Origin of the sequence: Variovorax sp. V213, from assembly GCF_041154455.1 — a bacterium.
GTDB lineage: Bacteria > Pseudomonadota > Gammaproteobacteria > Burkholderiales > Burkholderiaceae_C > Variovorax.
Genome location: NZ_AP028664.1, coordinates 183,905 through 205,169, shown reverse-complemented (window position 1 = coordinate 205,169; position 21,265 = coordinate 183,905). Strand labels below are relative to the sequence as shown.

Annotated in this window: 23 protein-coding genes; 12 read left to right on the top strand and 11 right to left on the bottom strand. The window is 66.9% G+C overall.

The features are described from left to right. Nucleotides 1-5 precede the first annotated feature (5 nt). From kdpA to ACAM55_RS01020, 3 genes are read right to left on the bottom strand one after another with little or no spacing between them, the layout of a single operon-like run. Nucleotides 6-1,811 carry a potassium-transporting ATPase subunit KdpA gene (gene kdpA / locus ACAM55_RS01030; protein ID WP_369654276.1) on the bottom strand — a complete coding sequence of 602 codons (1,806 nt, stop codon included), beginning with the start codon at nt 1,809-1,811 and terminating at the stop codon, nt 6-8. 1 nt (nt 1,812) lies between these two features. Continuing rightward, nucleotides 1,813-1,911 carry a K(+)-transporting ATPase subunit F gene (gene kdpF, locus ACAM55_RS01025; protein ID WP_369654275.1) on the bottom strand — a complete coding sequence of 33 codons (99 nt, stop codon included), beginning with the start codon at nt 1,909-1,911 and terminating at the stop codon, nt 1,813-1,815. After that, complete coding sequence (locus tag ACAM55_RS01020; protein ID WP_369654274.1) at nt 1,908-2,039, bottom strand: hypothetical protein; 132 nt, start codon at nt 2,037-2,039, stop codon at nt 1,908-1,910. The genes kdpF and ACAM55_RS01020 overlap by 4 nt, the downstream gene beginning before the upstream one ends. A 177-nt stretch (nt 2,040-2,216) precedes the next feature. On the opposite strand from ACAM55_RS01020, the gene ACAM55_RS01015 reads away from it, so the two are divergent. Both ACAM55_RS01015 and ACAM55_RS01010 read left to right on the top strand, forming a co-directional pair. Further along, entirely contained in the window at nt 2,217-2,885 is a 669-nt protein-coding gene (locus ACAM55_RS01015) for a helix-turn-helix transcriptional regulator (protein ID WP_369654273.1), read from the top strand. A gap of 32 nt (nt 2,886-2,917) precedes the next feature. After that, a complete protein-coding gene (locus ACAM55_RS01010; RefSeq protein WP_369654272.1) occupies nt 2,918-3,499 on the top strand; it encodes a superoxide dismutase in 582 nt (193 codons plus the stop codon). Between the two features lie 30 nt (nt 3,500-3,529). Here ACAM55_RS01010 and ACAM55_RS01005 read toward each other — a convergent pair whose 3' ends face one another. Further along, entirely contained in the window at nt 3,530-3,907 is a 378-nt protein-coding gene (locus tag ACAM55_RS01005; RefSeq protein WP_369654271.1) for a VOC family protein, read from the bottom strand. 198 nt (nt 3,908-4,105) lie between these two features. Between ACAM55_RS01005 and ACAM55_RS01000 the strand changes: the two genes are divergently transcribed. Further along, a complete protein-coding gene (locus tag ACAM55_RS01000) occupies nt 4,106-5,095 on the top strand; it encodes a Bug family tripartite tricarboxylate transporter substrate binding protein (RefSeq protein WP_369654270.1) in 990 nt (329 codons plus the stop codon). 60 nt (nt 5,096-5,155) lie between these two features. Continuing rightward, nucleotides 5,156-6,190 (top strand): MBL fold metallo-hydrolase, encoded by a 1,035-nt coding sequence (locus ACAM55_RS00995; protein ID WP_369654269.1) that lies wholly within the window; start codon nt 5,156-5,158, stop codon nt 6,188-6,190. Between the two features lie 8 nt (nt 6,191-6,198). Here ACAM55_RS00995 and ACAM55_RS00990 read toward each other — a convergent pair whose 3' ends face one another. The 4 genes from ACAM55_RS00990 to ACAM55_RS00975 all read right to left on the bottom strand — a co-directional run bounded on the left by ACAM55_RS00990 (nt 6,199) and on the right by ACAM55_RS00975 (nt 8,548). After that, nucleotides 6,199-6,456: a hypothetical protein gene (locus ACAM55_RS00990; RefSeq protein ID WP_055802363.1), complete on the bottom strand. Its 258-nt coding sequence runs from the start codon at nt 6,454-6,456 to the stop codon at nt 6,199-6,201. Nucleotides 6,457-6,481: 25 nt separating this feature from the next. Next, nucleotides 6,482-7,246: an SDR family NAD(P)-dependent oxidoreductase gene (locus ACAM55_RS00985; RefSeq protein WP_369654268.1), complete on the bottom strand. Its 765-nt coding sequence runs from the start codon at nt 7,244-7,246 to the stop codon at nt 6,482-6,484. Between the two features lie 64 nt (nt 7,247-7,310). Further along, a complete protein-coding gene (locus ACAM55_RS00980; protein ID WP_369654267.1) occupies nt 7,311-7,781 on the bottom strand; it encodes a hypothetical protein in 471 nt (156 codons plus the stop codon). After that, nucleotides 7,778-8,548, bottom strand: a complete 771-nt coding sequence (locus ACAM55_RS00975) for a Crp/Fnr family transcriptional regulator (RefSeq protein ID WP_369654266.1) — start codon at nt 8,546-8,548, stop codon at nt 7,778-7,780. The genes ACAM55_RS00980 and ACAM55_RS00975 overlap by 4 nt, the downstream gene beginning before the upstream one ends. An 84-nt stretch (nt 8,549-8,632) precedes the next feature. Here ACAM55_RS00975 and ACAM55_RS00970 point away from each other — a divergent pair, with 84 nt between their 5' ends. The 7 genes from ACAM55_RS00970 (at nt 8,633) to ACAM55_RS00940 (ending at nt 17,104) form a co-directional block, all read left to right on the top strand. Continuing rightward, the gene (locus ACAM55_RS00970) at nt 8,633-10,588 is read left to right on the top strand and encodes a long-chain fatty acid--CoA ligase (RefSeq protein ID WP_369654265.1); all 1,956 of its coding nucleotides are present in this window, start codon (nt 8,633-8,635) and stop codon (nt 10,586-10,588) included. Beyond that, nucleotides 10,585-11,373 (top strand): ABC transporter ATP-binding protein, encoded by a 789-nt coding sequence (locus ACAM55_RS00965; protein ID WP_369654264.1) that lies wholly within the window; start codon nt 10,585-10,587, stop codon nt 11,371-11,373. Before ACAM55_RS00970 ends, ACAM55_RS00965 begins: the two co-directional genes overlap by 4 nt. Further along, nucleotides 11,373-12,302 (top strand): branched-chain amino acid ABC transporter permease, encoded by a 930-nt coding sequence (locus ACAM55_RS00960; protein ID WP_055802350.1) that lies wholly within the window; start codon nt 11,373-11,375, stop codon nt 12,300-12,302. Before ACAM55_RS00965 ends, ACAM55_RS00960 begins: the two co-directional genes overlap by 1 nt. A gap of 91 nt (nt 12,303-12,393) precedes the next feature. After that, the gene (locus ACAM55_RS00955) at nt 12,394-13,470 is read left to right on the top strand and encodes a branched-chain amino acid ABC transporter permease (RefSeq protein WP_369654263.1); all 1,077 of its coding nucleotides are present in this window, start codon (nt 12,394-12,396) and stop codon (nt 13,468-13,470) included. 77 nt (nt 13,471-13,547) lie between these two features. Continuing rightward, nucleotides 13,548-14,873, top strand: coding sequence for an ABC transporter substrate-binding protein (locus ACAM55_RS00950; protein WP_369654262.1), 1,326 nt, complete (start codon nt 13,548-13,550; stop codon nt 14,871-14,873). A gap of 127 nt (nt 14,874-15,000) precedes the next feature. Continuing rightward, complete coding sequence (locus ACAM55_RS00945; RefSeq protein ID WP_369654261.1) at nt 15,001-15,813, top strand: ABC transporter ATP-binding protein; 813 nt, start codon at nt 15,001-15,003, stop codon at nt 15,811-15,813. Nucleotides 15,814-15,856: 43 nt separating this feature from the next. Then, complete coding sequence (locus ACAM55_RS00940; protein ID WP_369656480.1) at nt 15,857-17,104, top strand: phenylacetate--CoA ligase family protein; 1,248 nt, start codon at nt 15,857-15,859, stop codon at nt 17,102-17,104. Here the strand turns inward: ACAM55_RS00940 and ACAM55_RS00935 are convergent. Together ACAM55_RS00935 and ACAM55_RS00930 are read right to left on the bottom strand one after the other, a co-directional pair. After that, nucleotides 17,095-18,117 carry a hypothetical protein gene (locus ACAM55_RS00935; protein WP_369654260.1) on the bottom strand — a complete coding sequence of 341 codons (1,023 nt, stop codon included), beginning with the start codon at nt 18,115-18,117 and terminating at the stop codon, nt 17,095-17,097. The two genes, ACAM55_RS00940 and ACAM55_RS00935, sit on opposite strands and share 10 nt — an antisense overlap. Before the next feature lie 123 nt (nt 18,118-18,240). After that, nucleotides 18,241-19,380 (bottom strand): citrate synthase/methylcitrate synthase, encoded by a 1,140-nt coding sequence (locus ACAM55_RS00930; protein WP_369654259.1) that lies wholly within the window; start codon nt 19,378-19,380, stop codon nt 18,241-18,243. An 82-nt stretch (nt 19,381-19,462) separates the two neighbouring features. On the opposite strand from ACAM55_RS00930, the gene ACAM55_RS00925 reads away from it, so the two are divergent. Further along, a complete protein-coding gene (locus ACAM55_RS00925) occupies nt 19,463-20,686 on the top strand; it encodes a citrate/2-methylcitrate synthase (protein WP_369654258.1) in 1,224 nt (407 codons plus the stop codon). Here the strand turns inward: ACAM55_RS00925 and ACAM55_RS00920 are convergent. Then, complete coding sequence (locus ACAM55_RS00920; protein ID WP_369654257.1) at nt 20,631-21,200, bottom strand: type 1 glutamine amidotransferase domain-containing protein; 570 nt, start codon at nt 21,198-21,200, stop codon at nt 20,631-20,633. The genes ACAM55_RS00925 and ACAM55_RS00920 overlap by 56 nt on opposite strands. Between the last annotated feature and the right edge of the window lie 65 nt (nt 21,201-21,265).

Here is a 21,265-nt window from a genome sequence, read left to right as displayed (position 1 = left end):
CTCCTTCACTTCCAGAGCACGAGGTGTTCGACGACGGGCCCGAGGGCCAACGCCGGAACGTAGTTGAGCAGGCCGACCAGCAGCACGGTGCCGATCAGCAGCGAGACGAACAGCGGCCCATGCGTGGGCAGGGTGCCGCTGGTGACCGGCAGGCGCTGCTTGGCCGCGAGCGAACCGGCAATGGCCAGCACCGGCACGATCACCGCAAAGCGGCCGAGCCACATGGCAAGCCCGAGCAGGCCGTTGTAGAAAGGCGTGTTGGCCGAGAGCCCCGCGAAGGCGCTGCCGTTGTTGTTGGCGGCCGAGCTCAGCGCATACAGGATCTCCGAGAAGCCGTGCGCGCCGGGGTTCGCGATACCGGCCTTGCCGGCGCCGGCCATCACCGCCACCGCAGTGCCGGCAAGCACCAGGATCGGCGTGACCAGGATGGTGATGGAGATCAGCTTCATCTCGCGCACCTCGATCTTCTTGCCCAGGTACTCGGGCGTGCGGCCGATCATCAACCCCGCGATGAACACCGCGAGCATCGCGAAGATCAGCATGCCGTAGAGGCCGCTGCCCACGCCGCCGAAGACCACCTCGCCAAGCTGCATCAGCACCATCGGCACCATGCCGCCGATGGGCGTGAAGGAGTCGTGCATGGCATTCACCGCGCCGCAGGACGCCGCGGTGGTGATGGCGGCAAAGAGTGCCGAGGCGTCGATGCCGAAGCGCACTTCCTTGCCTTCCATGTTGCCGCCGCTTTGCAGCGCGCTCGATATCTGGTCGACGCCCAGCGCGCCGAAGAGCGGATTGCCGGCCTGCTCGGCCGGGATGATGACCGCCACCGCGACGACGAACATCACCGCCATCGCCGCGAGCACCGCCCAGCCCTGGCGCATGTCGCCGACCACGCGCCCGAAGGCGAAGCACAGTGCCGCCGGAATCAGGAAGATCGCGAGCATCTGCAGCAGGTTGCTGAGCGCGGTCGGGTTCTCGTACGGATGCGCCGAGTTGGCGTTGAAGAAACCGCCGCCGTTGGTGCCGATCATCTTGATGGCTTCCTGCGACGCGACCGGGCCCATGGCGAGCGTCTGCGTCCTGGTGGTGGCGTTTTCCATCACCGGCTCGCCCTTCCCGTTCTTCAGCGGCTGGCCGTCGGCGCCGTTCTTCGGCTGCTGGAACGCCGTGGCTTCGACCGTGTGCACGGTCTTGTAGCCGTCGAAGTTCTGGATCGCGCCCTGGCCCACGAAGAACAGCGCGAGCACGAACGACAGCGGCACCAGGAGCCAGAGCGTGATGCGCGTGAGGTCGGCCCAGAAGTTGCCGACCAGGCCTCGGCTCTTGCCGTCGCCGCGGCGCGCGAAGCCGCGCACCAGCACGAAGGCCACCGCAATGCCCGTGGCGGCCGAGAAGAAATTCTGTACCGTGAACCCGAGCATCTGCGTGAGATAGCTCATGGTCGATTCGCCGCCGTAGCCCTGCCAGTTGGTATTGGAAACAAAGCTCACCGCAGTGTCGAAGGCCGAGTCGGGCGACACGGCGCCCATGGCGGCGGGGTTGAGCGGCAGCCAACCTTGCAGGCGCTGCAGCGCGTAGAGGAAGATCGCGCCCACGGCATTGAAGGCCAGCAGCGCAAGCGCATAGGTCAGCCAATGCATCGATTGCCCCGGCTGGGTGCCGGCGAGCTTGTAGAGCGGTGCTTCGATGCGCTGCATCCAGCGCGGCACGCGCTCATCGCACAGCGCGGCCAGGAACTTGCCGACAGGCCAGGCCAGCAGCAAGAGCACGACGAGAAAGGAAGCCAGCAAGGACCAGGCGGAGGCGGTCATGTCAGAACTCCTCGGCGCAGATCAGCGCGAACACCAGGTACGCGAACAGCGCCACGGCGATCAATGCGCCGAAACCATAGAGAGCTTCGAGGCTGATCATGGCCGTTCTCCCACGCCGGCTTTCGGCGCGCCTGCCCCGTTCGGCCCGTTGAGCCGGTTCAGCCCGAAGGCCATGGCCGCCACCACCGCCCACAGCGCCAGCAAGGCGCCCATCCAGACGAAATCCATTCATCACTCCTGCAGCGAAACAAGGCCTCGAGTCTCGGCAGGCACCCGTAAAAACGGGGAACAGAGTCGGCCGCGGCGCATAAAGAAACCGTAAAGGCGCCTGCTCTTTTTCAAAGTGCTCGACAACGGCCCGGGTGTCCCTTGATAATCAAAGAACCATCTTTGAATAACAAAAGGATGACCACGCGCCCCCCCGATGCCAAGCCCGCCTGGATGCCGCACCAGCCGGCAGACCGCATCCTGTCCACGCTCAAGACGCGTGGCGCGCTCGGCATTCCCGACATTGCCAAGGTGCTCGACGTCACGGTGGAGGCCGTGCGACAGCAGATGGCCAAGCTGCAGGCCGAGGGCCTGGTCGATGCCGAGAGCCGCCCGGCGGGCCGCGGCCGGCCGACGCAGATCTGGCGGCTCACCGGCGCCGGGCACGCTCGCTTTCCCGACACGCACGCCGAGATGACGGTGCAGATGATCAGCGCGGTGATCAGCGTGTTCGGCGACAAGGGCATGGACCAGCTCATCGGCGCGCGCGAGGAGACCATGCGCACCAGCTACCGCGAGGCGCTGCACGGCGCGCGCAGCCTCAAGGCCAGGCTCGAACGGCTGGCCGACATCCGCAGCCGCGAAGGCTACATGGCCGAGTTCCGGCCCGAGGGCGACGGCTTTCTGTTCATCGAGAACCATTGCCCCATCTGCACCGCGGCACGGGCCTGCACGGGCTTTTGCCGCAGCGAACTGCAGCTGTTCGACGCAGTGCTGGGGCCCGGCGTGAGCGTGAGCCGCGTCGAGCACGTGCTCGCGGGCGCGCGGCGCTGCGCCTACCAGGTGAGTCCGAAGAGCTCGCCTTGATCCATTTCTAAACCCGAAAGGAAAAACCCACCATGGAACACACCCTCCCACCCCTGCCTTACGCCCTCGACGCGCTGGCACCCGAGTACTCGAAGGAGACCCTCGAGTACCACTACGGCAAGCACCACAACGCCTACGTGGTGAACCTCAACAACCTGCAAAAGGGCACCGAGTTCGAGTCGATGACCCTCGAGGAGATCGTCAAGAAGTCCAGCGGCGGCATCTACAACAACGCCGCCCAGATCTGGAACCACACCTTCTTCTGGAACTGCATGAAGCCCCAGGGCGGCGGCGCTCCCACCGGCGCGCTGGCCAAGGCCATCGATGCCAAGTGGGGCAGCTACGACGCCTTCAAGGAAGCCTTCGTGAAGTCGGCCGTGGGCAACTTCGGCTCGGGCTGGACCTGGCTGGTGAAGAAGGCCGACGGCTCGGTGGACATCGTGAACATGGGTGCCGCGGGCACGCCGCTGACCACCGGCGACACCCCGGTGCTGACGGTGGACGTCTGGGAGCATGCCTACTACATCGACTACCGCAACCTGCGCCCCAAGTTCGTGGAGACCTTCCTGGCCAAGCTGGCCAACTGGGACTTCGCCGCCAAGAACTTCGGCTGACGGCAGCCGAAGTTCCTGCCGTCGGCATCCTCACTCGTTGACCAGGTTGAGGATGTTGCCGTCCGGGTCCTTGAACCAGGCGACCTTCATCTTGTCCATGACGTGGATGTCGCCCGTGAGCGTTGTGTTCGGCATGTCGTAGTGCTCGAAGCGTATGCCCTTGGCCTTGAGCGCCGCCACGATCCGCTCGAGGTCGTCACCCACTACCCAGGTCACGGCCGTGGCCTGGTTGGTGCCGGCGAATGAAGACTGGTAGACATTGATACGGGTGTTACCGCTGCGATAGGCGATCAAGCCCTCGCAATCCGTGTCGGCCGGCGACAGGCCCAGCGTGTCTTCGTAGAAGCGGCGGGCCGCGCCAAGGTCCTTCACCGCGAGGTTGGCCACGGCATTGATGTTTCCGAGCATGGCTGTCTCCTGTGTGGATGGACTCCCATCTTCTGCGCCGCAGTGGGCATGTCAAGCCGCCGCTACCCGATACGGCCCCCATCTCGAACGAAGCAAACCACACGGCTGCGACTGCGGCACACTGCACCCTTGGTGCAGTGCCCGACGAGGCCTGAAGCCTGACCCACCGATTTGCTCCCCCGATACAGAGACAAACCCATGATCCGCAAACTCAACCGCTCGCTGGCCCTGGCGCTGGCGCTTCCCCTGGCTCTCTCCCTCACGTTCAGCACGGCCGCCCACGCGCAGGCCTACCCCGCCAAGCCCGTGCGCATGATCGTGCCGTTCCCGCCCGGCGGCGGCACCGACATCCTGGCGCGGCTGGTGGCGCAGAAGCTCACCGAGGCCAACCACTGGACCGTGGTGCCCGACAACCGCGCGGGTGCCGGCGGCACCATCGGCATTGCCGAGGCCGCGCGTGCCGCGCCCACCGGGTACGACATCGTGATGGGCCAGAAGGACAACATGGTCGTCGCGCCCTGGCTCTACAAGAACCTGAGCTACAACCCGGTGAAGGACCTCACGGCCGTGGCCCACGTGGCCTATACGCCGGTGGTGATCGTCACGCAGGCCAACTCGAAGTTCAAGACACTGAACGACGTGGTGACCGCGGCGCGCGCCGCGCCCGACACCGTCACCTACGGCTCGCCGGGCAACGGCACCACCATCCACCTGGCCGGCGAGATCTTCAATGGCGCCGCCCAGATCAAGATGCGCCACGTGCCCTACAAGGGCTCCAACGCGGCCATGATGGACGTGCTCGCGGGCAATGTCGACCTGATGGTCTCGTCGGTACCCTCGGCCCTGGCGCAGATCAAGGCGGGCAAGCTGCGCCCGCTGGCCGTGACCTCGGCCAGGCGCAGCACTTCGCTGCCCGACACCCCCACCGTGGCCGAGCTCGGCTACAAGGGCTTCGACGTGTCCACCTGGTACGGCCTCTTCGTGCCGGCCAGGACACCGAAGGACGTGATCGCCACGCTGAATACCGAAGTCAACAAGCTGCTGGCCACGCCCGAGATGAAGGCCGCCATCGTCGCCCAGGGCGCCGAGCCGCAGGGCATGACGCCCGAACAGTTCGAGACGCTCTTGAAGACCGACTACGAGAAGTGGAAGGGCATCGTGCAAGCCTCGGGCGCGACCATCGAATAAGCGCCCGCGTCGCACAATCGCGTCTCCACAACCGGCCGCATCGACGGCATGGAGACAGCGATGGCACAGCGCAAGAACGATTCGAAGAACGCCTTCCCGCTGAAGACAACCGCCCTGGCAGCGGTTGTCGCCTTGATCCAGGGCTGCGCACAAACGCCGCCGCGGCAGCAGGCGCCGTCGGAGGCCACCGTTGCCGCTCATGTGGCGGCCGCCACGCACGCTGCCGCCACCGACCTCGCGCCGCTGCTGACGCTCTGCAAACCCGCGCCCGCCGCGCGGCCAGCGCAGGCCGAACTGGACAAGGGCCTGGCCGCCTTCATCGCCAAGCCCGCACCGCCGCCAGGCCAGGCCTTCGACAACCTGTACTTCGTGGGCGCCGACTGGGTCAGCGCCTGGGCCATCAAGACCTCGGACGGCATCATCCTCATCGATGCGCTCAACACCCAGGCGGAGGCCGCGGCGCTCATCGAAGGCGGCATGCGCAAGCTGGGGCTTGATCCGGCGCAGATCAAATACGTGCTCGTAACGCACGGCCACGGCGACCACTACGGCGGCGCGCCGTACCTCGCAGAGAAGTACCGTGCACGCGTGGTGATGAGCGACATCGACTGGACCATGACCGAGACCCGGCTCGAATTCGCAACGCCGATCTGGGGTGCGCCGCCGAAGCGCGATGTTTCGGTAAAAGACGGCGACCGCATCACGCTGGGCGATACCTCCGTCTCGATGTACATCACGCCGGGTCACACCATGGGCACGATCTCGCCGGTTTTCGATGTGACTTCCAACGGCCAGAGGCACCGCGCCATGCTCTGGGGCGGCACGGGCTTCAACTTCGGTAAGGACGTGCCGCGGCTCGACGCCTACATCGGCGCCACGCAGCGCATGGGCGCCGTGGTGCAAAGCCAGCGCATCGACGTGCTGCTGTCGAACCACTCCAACATCGACGGCTCGCAGGCCAAGCTGGCCGCGCTGCGGCAGCAGCCCGCGGCGGCGGCGAACCCCTTCGTACTCGGCACCCCGACAGTGGAACGGTCACTGGCGGTGATGGGCGGATGCGCGCAGGCGCAGCGCGACCGGTTCTTGCTGCAGTAGCCCGGAACTCAGTCGGGCGTGAACTTCTTGTTGAAGATGTCCACGTCCGATGCCAGCTCGAAGGTCGCCACCTGCCCCATCTTGCCGTCGCTGAGGCGGCAGGCGGCAAACAGGCTGTAGCGGCCCTTGAAGTAGAACTCCTCCATCACGATCAGCGCGTACGGATACGGCACGAAGACCTGGTGTTCGAAGATGACGCGGTGCACGTTCCTCGGCGAAGGAAAGAGCTTGTAGTCGCTGGTGTCGATCGACTTTGCGGTGGCCATGTTCTTTGTGCTCGTTTTCTTGCGTTCAGGCCGGGTCGCGCACGTCGGCCACGGGGTTGTTGCCGAAGTCTTCGCGCGCCAGGTATTTGAGCACCTTGGCCGCGGCGCTCTCGGGACTGTCGAGCATGCCGTCGTTCTTCAGGCGTTCGAAGCGCGCGCGGTCCGGAAACTTCTCGGCCGATGCGCCGCGCAGCTGCACCTGCATGTCGGTGTCGATCACACCGGGCGCGAGCGAGACGATGCGCGCGCCGTTCGATGCGGAGGCTTCCTCGAGCGCCACGGCGCGCGAGAAGTGATCCATGCCGGCCTTCGCCGCGCAATAGGGTGCCTGGCTGCCCATCGCGTTGCGGCCCAGGCCCGACGAAATGTTCAGCACCTTGCGCGTGCCGCGCCATTGGCGCGTGGCGCCAAGGAATGCGGCAGTCAGCAGCATCGGTGCCTCGAGGCCGATGCGCAGCGCCTGCGACAGTTCGGCGCCGACGGCACTCGACAGCGGTGCGGGGTTGCCGACGGTGCCGGCGTTGTTGATCAGGGTCACGCTGTCGAAGCGCTGGCCGTCGAGCGTCTTCAGCCAGGCCGAAACACGGGCCGATGCCGCGACGGGGTCGGACAGGTCCTGCTCCCACTGGATGAGTTCCGCGCCCGCCTGTTGCGCTAGCTCGGCCAGCTGGGGATCTTGCCGGCGCGAAATGCCGAGCACCATGTGGCCCGCTTGCAGCAGCTGTACGGCCATGGCATGGCCGAGGCCGCGCGAGGCGCCGGTGATCAGGGTGAGATGGGAAGCGGTCATCGGGAAAGTCTTTCTGAAACGGAGCCAGGGAGCGTAAAGGGGTTCGAATCCACGCGCGGCACGCTCAGCCGGTGCGGAACTGCTTGCGCAGGAAGGCCCGGTGGCGCGCGATGTGCTGCAGCTGTGCCGGTGCAATGGTGCCGCCCAGGTCGACCTCGTCCGCGCCGTTGAGCACTGCGTTGGCATGGGTCATCGCACGCGCCACCACCTCTTCCTCGCTCACGCCGAGCTGCGCCGCAAGGTCGAGCGCCACGCGCCGCATGGCGCGCTGCGAGAGCATCCACATCGCGCCGAAGCGATCCCAGGCCAGCGCGGCCTCGTCGGCCTTCTCGCGCTCGGCGAGGATCTCGCCGAGCGGCTTGGCCAGCACGGCGTTGAGGGCATCGAGCTTCTCGGTCAACACGTGGTTGCGCTCGATGGCTTCCTCGAGCGTCGGGCCGGCGGATTCCGTCTTTGCCTTCGGTGTTTCGGGCGGTGGAATGAAGGCCGCTTCCGCATTCGCGGAAACGATCTGGAGCTGGTCGGACAGGGTCATGAGTTTTCGGTTTCCGGTGACGGGTGCTTCTTGTTCGACATCGCGGTGGCGCGCAGGCCCGGCAGGTCGAGCACGCGCAGCCCACCGTACTCCACGCGGATCAACCCTTGCGCCGACAGGCCGTTGAGTGCCTCGTTCACGCGCTGGCGCGAGAGACCGACCAGGTAGGCCAGCTCCTGCTGCGTGATGCGCAGCACCTCGCCCACACCGGGGTAGAGCACCGGGTTGAACAGCGACACCAGGTTGCGCGCCACGCGCGCGTCGGGGTTGTTGAGCCGGTCGATCTCCAGTGCCGCGATGAACTGGCCGAGCCGCTCGTTGAGCTGGTTCATCACGAAGCGGTTGAAGCCGATGGAATGGTCGAGCAGCCAGTGGAAGCTCTCGATCGGCAACCCCGCCACCACGCTGCGCCGCAGCGCCTGGATGTTGTAGCGGTAGGGCTCGCGCTTCATCACCGTGCCTTCGCCGAACCAGCCGCCGGGCGGTATGCCGGCGTATGTGACGGAGCCGCCATCGGCGTTGTCGTTGCTCATCTTGAGCAGGCCCTCGACCACGCCGAACCAGTAGGTGGGAGAGCGGCCGACGCGGCACACCAGGTCGCCGACCTCGGCTTCGCCGACCGCCAGCGCGGCTTCGGCACGGCGGCGCTCGGCCGGCGTGAGCGTGGGCAGCCACGGAATGCCGTCCAGCTCGGCGGCGGTGGCGCAGCGCACGCGGTCCTTGATCGAACCGCCGAGCACGCTGTGGTGTGAATCGCCGTGAGGCATCGGGAAACTCCGGGGAGTAGTGTCCCTAGGATTGTCGTTGGAACGACAACCCAGCGTCAAAGTGGGGCCTACGATCCGCCCACTGTGCAAACCACCGCCCCCACCTTTCCCCGTCTGTTGCTCGCCCACGCCCAGGCCCAGCCCGAGGCGCCCGCCATCCGCGAGAAGGACCTCGGCATCTGGCAAACCTGGACCTGGAGCGCCGTGGCGCAGGAGGTGCGCGAGATCGCCTGCGGCCTTGCGAGCATGGGCTTCAAGGCCTTCGACAACCTGGCCATCGTGGGCGCCAACCGCCCGCACCTGTACATGGCGGTGGTCGCGGCGCAGAGCCTGCGCGGCGTGCCGGTGCCGCTCTACCAGGACGCGGTGGCCGGCGAGATGGTCTTCATGCTGCAGGACGCGAGCATCGAGTTCGTGATCGTCGAAGACCAGGAGCAGGTCGACAAGCTGCTCGAGTGCCGCGAGCTCCAGACGGGCAAGCAGCCCAGCATCCGCCACATCATCTACGACGACCCCAAGGGCCTGCGCCACTACGACCAGCCCGGGCTCATGAGCTATGAGCGGCTGCGCGAGCTGGGCCGCGAATTCGACAAGACCCACGTCGGCTACTACGACCGCGCGGTGGCGAGCGGCGAAGCCACCGACGTCGGCGTCATCCTCTACACCTCGGGCACCACCGGCCGCCCCAAGGGCGTGTGCCAGACGCATGCGAGCTTCATCGCGGCGGGCCGCGGCGGCGTGGAGATCGACCGGCTCGGCCCCGGCGACAACATGATGAGCTACCTGCCGATGGCGTGGGTGGGCGACCACCTGTTCTCGGTGGCGCAATGGCTGGTGGGCGGCTACACGCTCAACTGCCCAGAGTCGTCCGAGACGGTGATGAACGACATGCGCGAGATCGGCCCGAGCTACTACTTCGGGCCGCCGCGCACCTTCGAAGGCCTGCTCACGGCCGTGTCGATCCGCATGGAAGACGCGGCCGCGCCGAAGCGCTGGCTGTATGCGAAGTTCATGGCGCTGGCCCAGCGCGTGGGCGCCGACATCCTCAACGGCGCCCCCGTGAGCACGGGCGACCGGCTGATGTACGGCCTGGGCAACCTGCTCATCTACGGGCCGCTGCGCAACGTGCTGGGCATGAGCCGCATCCGCGTGGCCTACACGGCGGGCGCGGCCATCGGGCCCGACCTGTTCCGCTTCTATCGCTCCATCGGCGTGAACCTGAAGCAGTTCTACGGCCAGACCGAAACCTGCGCCTACGTGTGCCTGCAGCAGGACGGCAAGGTCAAGCTGCAGACGGTCGGCACCGCGGCGCCGGGCATCGAACTCAAGATCGCGGACGACGGCGAAGTGCTGGTGCGCGGCGTGTCGGTGCTCAAGGAATACTACAAGCGCCCCGACGCCACGGCCGAGGTGCTCGACGCCGACGGCTACTTTCACACCGGCGATGCGGGCGTGCTCGACAGCGAGGGCCACCTGCGCATCATCGACCGCGCGAAGGACGTGGGCCGGCTCGCGAGCGGCGCGATCTTTGCGCCCAACTACATCGAGAACAAGCTCAAGTTCTTTCCGCAGATCAAGGAAGCCGTGTGCTTCGGCAACGGGCGCGACGAAGTCTGCGCGGCCATCAACATCGACTTCGAGGCGGTGGGCAACTGGGCCGAGCGGCGCGGGCTGGCCTACGGCGGCTATGTCGACCTGGCCGGCAAGCCCGAGGTGCTGGCGCTGATCGGCGAATGCATTGCCAAGGTGAACGCCGACCTTGCGAGCGAAGACGGCATGGGCGAGACGCAGATCGCGCGCTTCCTGGTGCTGCACAAGGAGCTCGACCCCGACGACGACGAACTCACCCGCACGCGCAAGGTGCGGCGCGGCTTCATCGCCGAGAAATACGCGGTGCTGGTCAATGCGCTTTACGGCGGCAAGACCGAGCAGTACATCGAGACCCAGGTCAAGTTCGAGGATGGACGCACCGGCGTGGTGAATGCCACGCTGAAGATCGTCGAGGCCAGGACCTTCCCCATCGTGAAGGCGGCGGCATGAGCAGCAACAGAAAAGTCGGCGACGTCATCCTCGACGTGCAGAACATCAGCTTGAGCTTCGGCGGCGTGAAGGCGCTGACGGACATCAGCTTCAACGTGCGCGAGCACGAGGTGCGGGCCATCATCGGGCCCAACGGCGCGGGCAAGAGCTCGATGCTCAACTGCATCAACGGCGTGTATTGGCCGCAGCAGGGCTCCATCACTTTCCGCGGCCAGACCTTCAAGCACATGAACTCCCGCGAGGTGGCCGAGATGGGCGTGGCGCGCACGTTCCAGAACCTGGCGCTCTTCAAGGGCATGAGCGTGCTCGACAACATCATGACCGGGCGCAACCTCAAGATGAAGTGCGGCATGTTCGCGCAGGCCCTGCGCTGGGGCCCGGCGGAACGCGAGGAGCTGCGGCACCGCGAATTCGTGGAGCACATCATCGACTTTCTCGAGATCCAGGCGCACCGCAAGACACCGGTGGGCCGCCTGCCCTATGGCCTGCAAAAGCGCGTCGACCTGGGCCGCGCGCTCGCGATGGAGCCGCAGGTGCTGCTCCTGGACGAACCCATGGCCGGCATGAACGTGGAAGAGAAGCAGGACATGAGCCGCTTCATCCTCGACGTGAACGACGAGTTCGGCGCCACCATCGTCCTCATCGAGCACGACATGGGCGTGGTGATGGACATCTCCGACCGCGTGGTCGTGCTCGACTACGGCAAGAAGATCGGCGACGGCACGCCGGACGAAGTGCGCAGCAACGAGAACGTGATCCGTGCCTACCTTGGGGTCGAACACTGATGGCCTTCTTTCTCGAAACCCTCTTCGGCGGCCTCATGGTGGGCATGCTGTATTCGCTGGTGGCGCTCGGCTTCGTGCTGATCTTCAAGGCCTCGGGCGTGTTCAATTTCGCGCAGGGTGCGATGGTGCTGTTCGCGGCGCTCGCCATGGCGCGCTTCGCCGAATGGATCCCTATGTGGACCGGCATCGAGAGCCGCTGGTTCGCCAACGGCGCGGCCTTTGTCGTGGCGGGGCTCGTGATGTTCGCGGTGGCGTGGCTGATCGAGCGGCTGGTGCTGCGCCACCTGGTCAACCAGGAGGGTGCAACGCTGCTGATGGCGACGCTCGGCATCGCGTACTTCCTGGACGGCGCGGGCCAGACCCTGTTCGGCAGCAACATCTACAAGATCGACATCGGCATGCCGAAGGACCCGATCTTCCTTCTCGGCTCGGTGTTCGAGGGCGGCATCCTGATCAACAAGGAAGACCTGTACGCCGCCGCGATCGCGGCCGCGCTGGTGGCGCTGCTCTCGCTGTTCTTCCAGAAGACCGGCACCGGCCGCGCGCTGCGTGCGGTGGCCGACGACCACCAGGCCGCGCAGTCGATCGGCATTCCGCTCACGCGCATCTGGGTCATCGTGTGGTGCGTGGCCGGCGTGGTGGCGCTCGTGGCCGGAATGATCTGGGGCAGCAAGCTGGGCGTGCAGTTCTCGCTCACCACGGTGGCGCTGCGCGCGCTGCCGGTGGTGATCCTCGGGGGCCTCACCTCGGTGCCGGGCGCCATCATCGGCGGGCTGATCATCGGCGTCGGCGAGAAGCTGTCGGAGGTGTACCTGGGCCCTTATGTGGGCGGCGGTATCGAGATCTGGTTCGCCTATGTGCTGGCGCTGGTGTTCCTGCTGTTCCGGCCGCAGGGCCTCTTTGGCGAAAAAATCATTGATCGCGTATGAAAGCAATAGATTATTTTTCGATGGAGGCTAACTTGCGCAGCAAGTTAAGCGCAGCGGGCCGTAACCAAAAAATAATCGATCGGGTCTGAACATGTTCTATAGAGAAAACGGACAGTTCAAGTCCAGCTACCGCGCCGACCAGCAGGTCTTCCCGATCCTTCAGGACCGCGTGGCCATCGGCCTGGTGCTGATCTTCGCGTTCGCGGTCGTGCCCTTCCTCGCCAGCGACTACCTGATGCGGGCGATCCTGATTCCCTTCGTGATCATTTCTCTGGCGGCGCTCGGCGTGAACGTGCTGGTGGGCTACTGCGGGCAGATCTCGCTGGGCTCGGGCGCCTTCATGGCGGTGGGTGCCTACGGGGCCTACAACTTCTTCGTGCGCTTCCCGGGGCTGCCGCTGATTCCCGCGCTGATCCTGGGCGGCCTGTGCGCAACGCTGTTCGGCATCCTTTTCGGACTGCCCAGCCTGCGCGTGAAGGGCCTCTACCTCGCGGTCGCGACGCTGGCGGCGCAGTTCTTCAGCGACTGGATGTTCCTGCGCATCAAGTGGTTCACGCTCGACACGCCCTCGGGCTCGGTGTCGGTGTCGAACCTGCAGGTCTTCGGCTTGCCGATCGAGAGCGCCGCGAGCAAGTACCTGCTCTGCCTGGCGATGCTGGTGGTGATTGCCGTCCTGACCAAGAACCTGGTGCGCGGCGCCATCGGCCGCGAGTGGATGGCCATCCGCGACATGGACGTGGCGGCCGCCGTGATCGGCATCCGTCCGATGTACGCCAAGCTCAGCGCCTTCGCGGTCAGCTCGTTCATCATCGGCGTGGCCGGCGCGTTGTGGGCCTTCGTCTATCTCGGTGCCTGGGAGCCCGCGGCCTTCTCCGTCGACCAGTCGTTCCGGCTGCTCTTCATGGTGATCATCGGCGGGCTGGGCTCGATCATGGGGGCTTTCTTCGGTGCGGCTTTCATCACCGTGCTGCCGATCGTCCTGAACCAGGCGCTACCGGTCATCGCCGGCTGGTTCGGCGCGCAGATCTCCACCGTCGGCATTGCGCATGCGGAGCTGATGATCTTCGGCGGCCTGATCGTGTGGTTCCTGATCGTCGAGCCGCATGGCCTGGCCAAGCTCTGGTCGACCGGCAAGCAGAAGCTGCGGCTCTGGCCCTTCCCTCATTGACCGCACCCGCGCACCGACATGTTTTTCGAAGCGCCCTTTTTTTCCAGCGTGCCTTCCCATTCAACCAGGAGACAACCATGAAACTGAAATCACTCGCACTTGCCGTGGCTATCGTGTCCGCGCTCGCGGGCGCGGCCCCCGCGTTCGCGCAGGCCAAGGAGCAGTTCATCCCCGTGCTGTCGTACCGCACCGGCGCCTACGCGCCCAACGGAACGCCCTGGGCCAATGGCTATGTCGACTACCTCAAGCTGGTGAATGCGCGCGGCGGCATCAACGGCGTGAAACTCACCTTCGAGGAATGCGAAACCGGCTACGACACGGCGCGCAGCGTGGAGTGCTACGAGCGCCTGAAGGGCAAGAACGGCGGCGCCTCCCTGGTGCAGCCGCTGTCCACCGGCGCGACCTTCGCCATCACCGAGAAGGCGCCCGTCGACAAGATTCCCGTGGTGACCGTGGGCTACGGCCGCAGCGAAAGCGCCGATGGCACGGTGTTCAAGTGGAACTTCCCGATCGCCGGCACCTACTGGGTGGCCGCCGACGCGATCATCCAGGCCATCGCCCAGAAGGAAGGCGGGCTCGACAAGCTCAAGGGCAAGAAAATCGCCCTGATCTATCACGACAGCCCGTACGGCAAGGAGCCGATCCCGCTGCTGCAGGAGCGCGCAAAGATGCATGGCTTCGACCTGCAGCTGCTGCCGGTGACGGCGCCTGGCGTCGAGCAGAAGGCCACCTGGCTGCAGGTGCGCCAGGCCCGGCCCGATTTCGTGCTGCTGTGGGGCTGGGGCGTGATGAACTCGACCGCGCTGAAGGAAGCGCAGGCCACCGGCTTCGCCCGCGAAAAGATGTACGGCGTGTGGTGGGCCGGCGCAGAACCCGACGTGAAGGACGTGGGCGACGGCGCCAAGGGCTACAACGCCGTGACCATGCAGCACGGTGCCGAGCCGCAATCGAAGCTCGCGAAGGACGTGGTTGCGATGCTGCACGACAAGAACCAGGGCACGGGCCCCAAGGAAGAAGTGGGGCAGGTTCTCTACATGCGCGGCGCCATGAGCGCGATGCTCGGCGTGGAGGGCATCCGCGCCGCGCAGGAACGCTTCGGCAAGGGCAAGGTCATGACGGGCGAACAGGTGCGCTGGGGGCTGGAGAACCTGAGCCTCACGCAGGCCAAGCTCGACGGCCTGGGCTTTGCCGGCGTGATGCGCCCGATCAGCACCTCGTGCACCGACCACATGGGTGCCGCCTGGGCGCGCATCCACACCTGGGACGGCAAGGCCTGGAAGTTCACGTCCGACTGGCTGCAGGCCGACGAGCAGATCATCAAGCCGCTCGTGAGGTCGACCGCCGCCAAGTACGCGGCCGAGAAGAAGCTCACGGCGCGTACCCCGGCGGATTGCCAAAGCTGACGCTTTGGCCGCCCGCCGGGGCGCGCCGTGCCGCCGTCCGTGGGGCACCCTCCCCAACCCCTCCCGCCAGGCGGGAGGGGCGGCGGCCCGCAGGGGCCGCGGCTTCGCCGGTCTTTTTGGAAACATCATGAGTAGCAGCAACATCGTTCTCAACGTCAACGGCATCGAGGTCATCTACAACCACGTGATCCTCGTGCTCAAGGGCGTCTCGCTCGTGGTGCCCGAGGGCGGCATCGTGGCGCTGCTGGGTGGCAACGGTGCCGGCAAGACGACCACGCTGCGCGCGGTGAGCAACCTGCTCGCGGGCGAACGCGGCGCGGTGACCAAGGGCACCATCGAACTGCGCGGCGACCGCATCGAGGCGCTCTCGCCCGCCGAACTGGTGAGGCGCGGCCTGATCCAGGTGATGGAAGGCCGGCACTGCTTCGCGCACCTGACCATCGAAGAGAACCTGATGACCGGCGCCTACACGCGCACCGACGGCAAGGCCGCGGTGCAGGAGACGCTGGAGAAGGTGTACGCATATTTCCCCCGCCTGAAGACGCGGCGCACTTCGCAGGCCGCCTACACCTCGGGCGGCGAGCAGCAGATGTGCGCCATCGGCCGCGCGCTGATGGCCAACCCGACGATGGTGCTGCTCGACGAACCCTCGATGGGCCTTGCGCCGCAGATCGTCGAGGAAGTGTTCGAGATCGTGAAAGACCTCAACGCCAAGGAGCGCGTGACCTTCCTGCTGGCCGAGCAGAACACCAACATGGCACTGCGCTATGCCGACTACGGCTACATCCTGGAGAACGGCCGCATCGTGATGGACGGCGAGGCGAAGAGCCTGCGCGAGAACGAGGACGTGAAGGAGTTCTACCTCGGCGTCGGCGGTGCGGACCGAAAGAGCTTTCGCGATGTGAAGAGCTACAAGCGCCGCAAGAGGTGGCTGGCGTGACCCCACCCCCGCTCGCCATCCGATGAAGAAGGGCATTGAAGCCATGACCGACCACTACGACGCCCTCGAAATCCGCGACCCCGCCGAACGCGAACGCGACCTGCTGGCCGCGCTGCCGAGGCAGATCGCACAGGCCCAGAGCGCGGCACCCGCGTTTGCCAAGATCCTCGACGGCGTGAAGCCGGCGGACATCAGCACGCGCGAAGCGCTCGCCAAGCTGCCGGTCACACGCAAGACCGAGTTGCTCGAGCTGCAGAAACAGCGCCGCGCCGACGACCCCTTCGGCGGTTTTTCCGCCATCGGCCGCGGCACCCGCATGCCGCGCGTGTTCGCAAGCCCCGGCACCATCTACGAACCTGAAGGCGAAGCGCGCGACTACTGGCGCACGGCGCGCGCGCTGCATGCGGCCGGCTTTCGCACCGGCGAGCTGATTCACAACAGCTTCAGCTACCACATGACACCGGCCGGCTCCATCATGGAAAGCGGCGCGCGCGCCATGGGCTGCACCGTGTTCGCGGGCGGCACCGGCCAGACCGAGCAGCAGCTCGAGGCCATGGCCGACCTGAAGCCCGAAGGCTATGCGGGCACGCCGAGCTTCCTGAAGATCCTGCTGGAGAAGGCCGAAGAAAAAGGCCTGAAACTGCCTTCGCTCACCAAGGCGCTCGTGTCCGGCGAGGCCTTTCCGCCCAGCCTGCACGACTGGATTGCCGCGCACGGCGTGAAAGGCACGCAGTGCTACGCCACCGCCGACCTCGGCCTCATCGCCTACGAGACCAGTGCGCGCGAAGGCCTGGTGATCGACGAAGGTGTGCTGGTCGAGATCGTGCGCCCCGGCACCGGAGACCCGGTGCCCGACGGCGAAGTGGGCGAAATCGTGGTGACCACCTTCAACCCCGACTATCCCCTCGTGCGCTTCGGCACCGGCGATCTTTCGGCCGTGCTTGCAGGCGCCTGCCCCACGGGCCGCACCAACAAGCGCATCAAGGGATGGCTCGGCCGCGCCGACCAGACCACCAAGGTGCGCGGCATGTTCGTCCACCCCTCGCAGGTGGCGGAGATCGCGCGGCGCTTTCCGGAGATCCAGCGTGCGCGTCTCGTGGTCTCGGGCGAGATGGGCGACGACCAGATGACCTTCAGGCTCGAATGCGCCGGCGCACCGGCCGGGCTCGATGCGCGCATCGCCGATGCGGTGCGCGAAGTGACCAAGCTGCGCGGCACCATCGAACTGGTGGCGCCGGGCACCCTGCCGAACGACGGCAAGGTGATCGAGGATGCGCGCAGCTACAAGTAGCGGCGGTAGAAGCGGCGCGTGATCGCACGCACGAACACCACCAGCAGCACAAGGTAGAGCGCCACCATCACGGCGGCGAGCGCCACGAGGCGGCTGTCGCTGCTGCTGCCCGAGAAGCTCGCGCTGGCGATCCACAGCAGCCCGCCGATCGCGAGGGCGGCGCAGACCGCCTGCAACAGCACGAAGGCCGACACCGCAGCCGCCACGGCACGGAAGGGACGCGTTTGCGCGGGCCGCGGCGCGGCGCCGAGCCAGCCACCCCAGAATGCCAGCGCACAGATCAGCAGCGGCGCCGCGAACCAGCCGAGAAGAAGCGGCACCAGATCCGACTCCCTCGAGGTGTCGACCCAGCCGCTCGCGGCGTTGCCGATCCATGACTGCAGCGAGACGAAGATCGCGGCCGTCACGAGTGCCACGGCATTGCGAGGCGATGCGCGAGCGCCGAGGTCCGGCACACCGGACGGTTCGCCGGCAAGCGCAGCGCCGCGCTCGCGCAGCGCGAACCAGGCGGCGAGCCACACGCTCGCGATGAGAACGAGCATCTGGAGGGTGGACTGGATCAGCATCGACGCGGCCATGAGCGAGCGCATGCCGTACATGTCGACGTGCTCGTGCAGCGGGCCGCCCGGCATGAAGAGCACCTGCGCCTGGTAGAGCAGCGGCGTCAATGCAAGGACGTTGACGACTGTCGCGGCGAGGTACACGGCGGCAAAGCGGCTGCCAGGGCTGCGAAGCTGCGCGACGCGGGCCGCGCCGCGCTCGTCGAGCGCCTTGCGCGCATGGCACCACGCCAGGGTGGCAGCCAGCAGCCACACCGTGACGACGCGGGACAAGAGCGGAATCCACACGCCCGGCTGCGCATACACACTGCGCATATGCTCGCTGTGCGGCGAGGAAGGCAGCAGCAGCACCGTCATGTTCACCGCGAACAGGGCCGCACCGACCGCCAGGGCGATCCATGCGAAATGGGTGGGCAGGCGCTGCGCGCGCTCGAACGAAGTGGATGCCGCCATGGGTTGGAGTACTTTCGCCTTGCAGGGGCACCACGCTGCACGAGCCGTGCAGGCGATGCGAAGAAAACGGCAAGCGTACCGGAACGCGGCGACGGTCCGAAGACCGGGGGACGCGGCGTGCGCTCAGCGCGCGAGCGCGGCTTCGGCCTCATGCGGAGCGGGCCCCACGTACACCGATTGCGGCCGGATCAGCCGCCCCTTCTTCACCTGTTCGCGTGCATGCGCCACCCATCCGCTCACGCGGCCCGCCGCGAACACGCAGGTGAAACTCTCGCGGCGAAAGCCCAGGGCTTCGAGCAGCAACGCGGTATAGAACTCTACGTTGGTTTCCAACGCGCGATCGGGCTTCTTCTCGCGCAGGATGGCGAGCGCGGCTTGCTCCGCTGCTTCGGCCAATTCGAAGCGCGCGGCCTGAACGGTGTCCGCGCTGCCTTCGGCGCCCAGCCGACGCAGCGCGCCCTTGAGCGCATCGGCGCGCGGATCGCGCACGCGGTAGATGCGATGGCCGAAACCCATCAGCCGCTGGCCGCTGGCGACAGCGCCCTCGAGCCATGCACGGGCATTGGCCGCGGTTCCGATGGCATCGAGCGCGTCGAGCACCGGACCGGGCGCACCGCCATGCAGCGGGCCCTTGAGCGCGCTGATGCCGGCGAGTACCGCCGATGCCAGTCCCGCGCCAGTTGAAGCGACCACGCGCGCGGCAAAGGTCGACGCGTTGAGGCCGTGGTCGCACACGGTGACGAGGTACGTGTCCAGTGCGGCAACCTGCGCTTCGGTGGGCGCGCGGCCATGCAGCATGCGCTGCATGTCGGCCGCCTGCGGCAGTGTTTCATCAGGCTCAAGGGCCTGTGCGCCCGACCGCCAACGCATCACCGCCGCCGTATAGACCGCGGGCGCCGCCACCAGCCGCAGCGCAGTGGCCAGGTCGTCGCCATCGGGCAGGCGCGCGATCAGGGCGCGCACCGCTTCGATGGGCGGCAGCTTGCGCAGCACGGCATCGTCGTTCGGCGGCAGGCGCTCGAAGGCTTCGCGCCGTGCGCGGCCCAGTGCTGCGCGCAGGCCAACCGCGTTGGGCAACGTGTCGAAGAAGCCCTGCAACAGCAGCGCCACCGCGTCTTCGTAGCGCCAGTGCCGTGCAATCTCGTCGAGCTGGTGGCCGCGGATCACCAGCCGGCCGGCGGCACCGTCCACCTCGGACAGCACGGTGCGCGCGGCCACCACGCCTTCGAGGCCGCCGTCTCTGTTGTTGTCGTCGTCGTTCATTGCCTTGTACTCCTGCGTTTGCATGACGAGACTGATTCTGGCGACGCTAATATTGACGTCAATCTTGATTTATTTCATCAACATGACGACGAAGACTCCGCTCTGGTTGCCTGCCGCCGAAGCTCTCGAGCTGATGCAGGTCCGTCCGCAGACGCTCTACGCGAGCGTGAGCCGCGGGCGCGTCCGCGCCAAGCCGGATGCGGCGGACCCTCGGCGCAGCCTCTATCACCGGGACGACGTGCAGCGCATCGCGGCGCGCATGCGCGGCCGGCGCAGCAGCGAGGCGGTCGCGAGCGAGGCCATTCGATGGGGTGAGCCGGTGCTGCCTTCCGCCGTGTCCACGGTGTCCGAGGGGCGCCTCTGGTACCGCGGGCAGGATGCTTGCCTGCTTGCGGAACATGCCACGCTCGAAGACGTGGCGGGGCTGCTGTGGGAAAGCGCGCCGCCGCGCTTCGCCCTGGCCGACGCTCCCAAGCCGTTGCATGGCGAACGCGCGACGCCGCTGCAAGCCGGCCTGCTGGCGCTCGCGTCACGTGCCGCGACCGACCTGCCCTCGCGCGGCCGCGCCGCCGCGGTGCTGAAGTCCGAGGCGGCAGAAGTGATCGGCACGCTGGCCGATGCATTGCTCGGGCCGCCGCCTTCGCGCACCGCCCCGCTCCACATGCGTCTTGCCGCGGCATGGCGCCGTCCGCGCGCCGCCGATGTGCTGCGCCGCGCACTGGTACTGCTGGCCGACCATGAACTCAACGCCTCGACCTTCGCCGCGCGCGTGACGGCATCGACGGGCGCCTCGCTCGCGGCGTGCCTGCTCACCGGCCTGTCCACGCTCACAGGTCCATTGCATGGCGGTGCCGCGGCGGCGGTGCAGGCGCTGGTGCGCAGCGCCACGGCCATGGGCAGCGAGGCCGCGGTGCGCGAGTGGCTCGCGCACGACCGGCCGCTTGCGGCTTTCGGCCATCCGCTCTATCCGCAAGGAGACGCGCGCTGCACCGCCCTGCTTGCCGGCATCGAGCTGCCACCCGTGCTCGCGGCACTGCGCGCCACCGGCGAAACGCTCGTGGGCGAAGCGGCGAACGTCGATTTCGCGTTGGCAGCGCTGGCGGCCGTGCACAAGCTGCCGGCCGATGCGCCGTTGACGCTGTTCGCGCTGGCGCGCACGGTCGGCTGGACGGCCCACGTGCTCGAGCAGCAGGCCTCGGGGCAATTGATACGGCCGCGTGCGCGCTACACGGGGCCGGGCGTCGCAACCCTCAGTGAATCGCCGCTTCGTGCGCGAGCTCGAACAGCTTCGTCATCTCGCGGTTGAATGCGGGCAGGTCGTCGGGCCTGCGGCTCGTCACCAGGCCGCGGTCGACCACCACTTCATGGTCGGTCCACTTCGCGCCCGCGTTCATCAGGTCGATGCGCAGCGAAGGCCACGACGTCAGCTTTCGGCCCTTGACGCCATCGGCGTTGATGAGCGTCCATGGACCGTGGCAGATGGCGGCAATGGGCTTGCCCGATTCGACGAAGGCGCGCACGAAAGCCACGGCCTTCTGGTTGATGCGCAGTGCATCGGGGTTGACGACGCCGCCGGGCAGCAGCAGCGCATCGAAGTCGTCGGCATTGGCGTTCTTCAGCGGCACGTCGACCTCGAAGGTGTCGGCCGGCTCCAGGTGCTTCCAGCCGCGCACGCTGCCGTCGAGCGGCGAGACGATCTGCGTCTGCGCACCGGCACTTTCGAGCGCCTTGCGCGGCTCGGTCATCTCGGCCTGCTCGAAGCCGTCCGACACGAGGATGGCAACCTTCATTCCGTCCAGCGAGGATGAGGTGATGGGCATGGGTGAAGTTCTCCTTGTTGGATGCCTGGTGATGGCGGCAAAGACTTCACCCTAGAACCCACCCC

Coding starts and splice junctions, on each gene's coding strand:
- ACAM55_RS01010 (WP_369654272.1), top strand. CDS start 2,918: ATGGAACACACCCTCCCACCCCTGCCTTACGCCCTCGACGCGCTGGCA.
- ACAM55_RS00985 (WP_369654268.1), bottom strand. CDS start 7,246: ATGACCGCTTCCCATCTCACCCTGATCACCGGCGCCTCGCGCGGCCTC.
- ACAM55_RS00945 (WP_369654261.1), top strand. CDS start 15,001: ATGAGTAGCAGCAACATCGTTCTCAACGTCAACGGCATCGAGGTCATC.
- ACAM55_RS00980 (WP_369654267.1), bottom strand. CDS start 7,781: ATGACCCTGTCCGACCAGCTCCAGATCGTTTCCGCGAATGCGGAAGCG.
- ACAM55_RS00925 (WP_369654258.1), top strand. CDS start 19,463: ATGACGACGAAGACTCCGCTCTGGTTGCCTGCCGCCGAAGCTCTCGAG.
- ACAM55_RS00950 (WP_369654262.1), top strand. CDS start 13,548: ATGAAACTGAAATCACTCGCACTTGCCGTGGCTATCGTGTCCGCGCTC.
- ACAM55_RS00995 (WP_369654269.1), top strand. CDS start 5,156: ATGGCACAGCGCAAGAACGATTCGAAGAACGCCTTCCCGCTGAAGACA.
- kdpF (WP_369654275.1), bottom strand. CDS start 1,911: ATGATCAGCCTCGAAGCTCTCTATGGTTTCGGCGCATTGATCGCCGTG.
- ACAM55_RS00990 (WP_055802363.1), bottom strand. CDS start 6,456: ATGGCCACCGCAAAGTCGATCGACACCAGCGACTACAAGCTCTTTCCT.
- ACAM55_RS01015 (WP_369654273.1), top strand. CDS start 2,217: ATGACCACGCGCCCCCCCGATGCCAAGCCCGCCTGGATGCCGCACCAG.
- ACAM55_RS00930 (WP_369654259.1), bottom strand. CDS start 19,380: ATGAACGACGACGACAACAACAGAGACGGCGGCCTCGAAGGCGTGGTG.
- ACAM55_RS01020 (WP_369654274.1), bottom strand. CDS start 2,039: ATGGATTTCGTCTGGATGGGCGCCTTGCTGGCGCTGTGGGCGGTGGTG.
- ACAM55_RS01005 (WP_369654271.1), bottom strand. CDS start 3,907: ATGCTCGGAAACATCAATGCCGTGGCCAACCTCGCGGTGAAGGACCTT.
- ACAM55_RS01000 (WP_369654270.1), top strand. CDS start 4,106: ATGATCCGCAAACTCAACCGCTCGCTGGCCCTGGCGCTGGCGCTTCCC.
- ACAM55_RS00955 (WP_369654263.1), top strand. CDS start 12,394: ATGTTCTATAGAGAAAACGGACAGTTCAAGTCCAGCTACCGCGCCGAC.
- kdpA (WP_369654276.1), bottom strand. CDS start 1,811: ATGACCGCCTCCGCCTGGTCCTTGCTGGCTTCCTTTCTCGTCGTGCTC.
- ACAM55_RS00935 (WP_369654260.1), bottom strand. CDS start 18,117: ATGGCGGCATCCACTTCGTTCGAGCGCGCGCAGCGCCTGCCCACCCAT.
- ACAM55_RS00920 (WP_369654257.1), bottom strand. CDS start 21,200: ATGCCCATCACCTCATCCTCGCTGGACGGAATGAAGGTTGCCATCCTC.
- ACAM55_RS00960 (WP_055802350.1), top strand. CDS start 11,373: ATGGCCTTCTTTCTCGAAACCCTCTTCGGCGGCCTCATGGTGGGCATG.
- ACAM55_RS00975 (WP_369654266.1), bottom strand. CDS start 8,548: ATGCCTCACGGCGATTCACACCACAGCGTGCTCGGCGGTTCGATCAAG.
- ACAM55_RS00940 (WP_369656480.1), top strand. CDS start 15,857: ATGACCGACCACTACGACGCCCTCGAAATCCGCGACCCCGCCGAACGC.
- ACAM55_RS00965 (WP_369654264.1), top strand. CDS start 10,585: ATGAGCAGCAACAGAAAAGTCGGCGACGTCATCCTCGACGTGCAGAAC.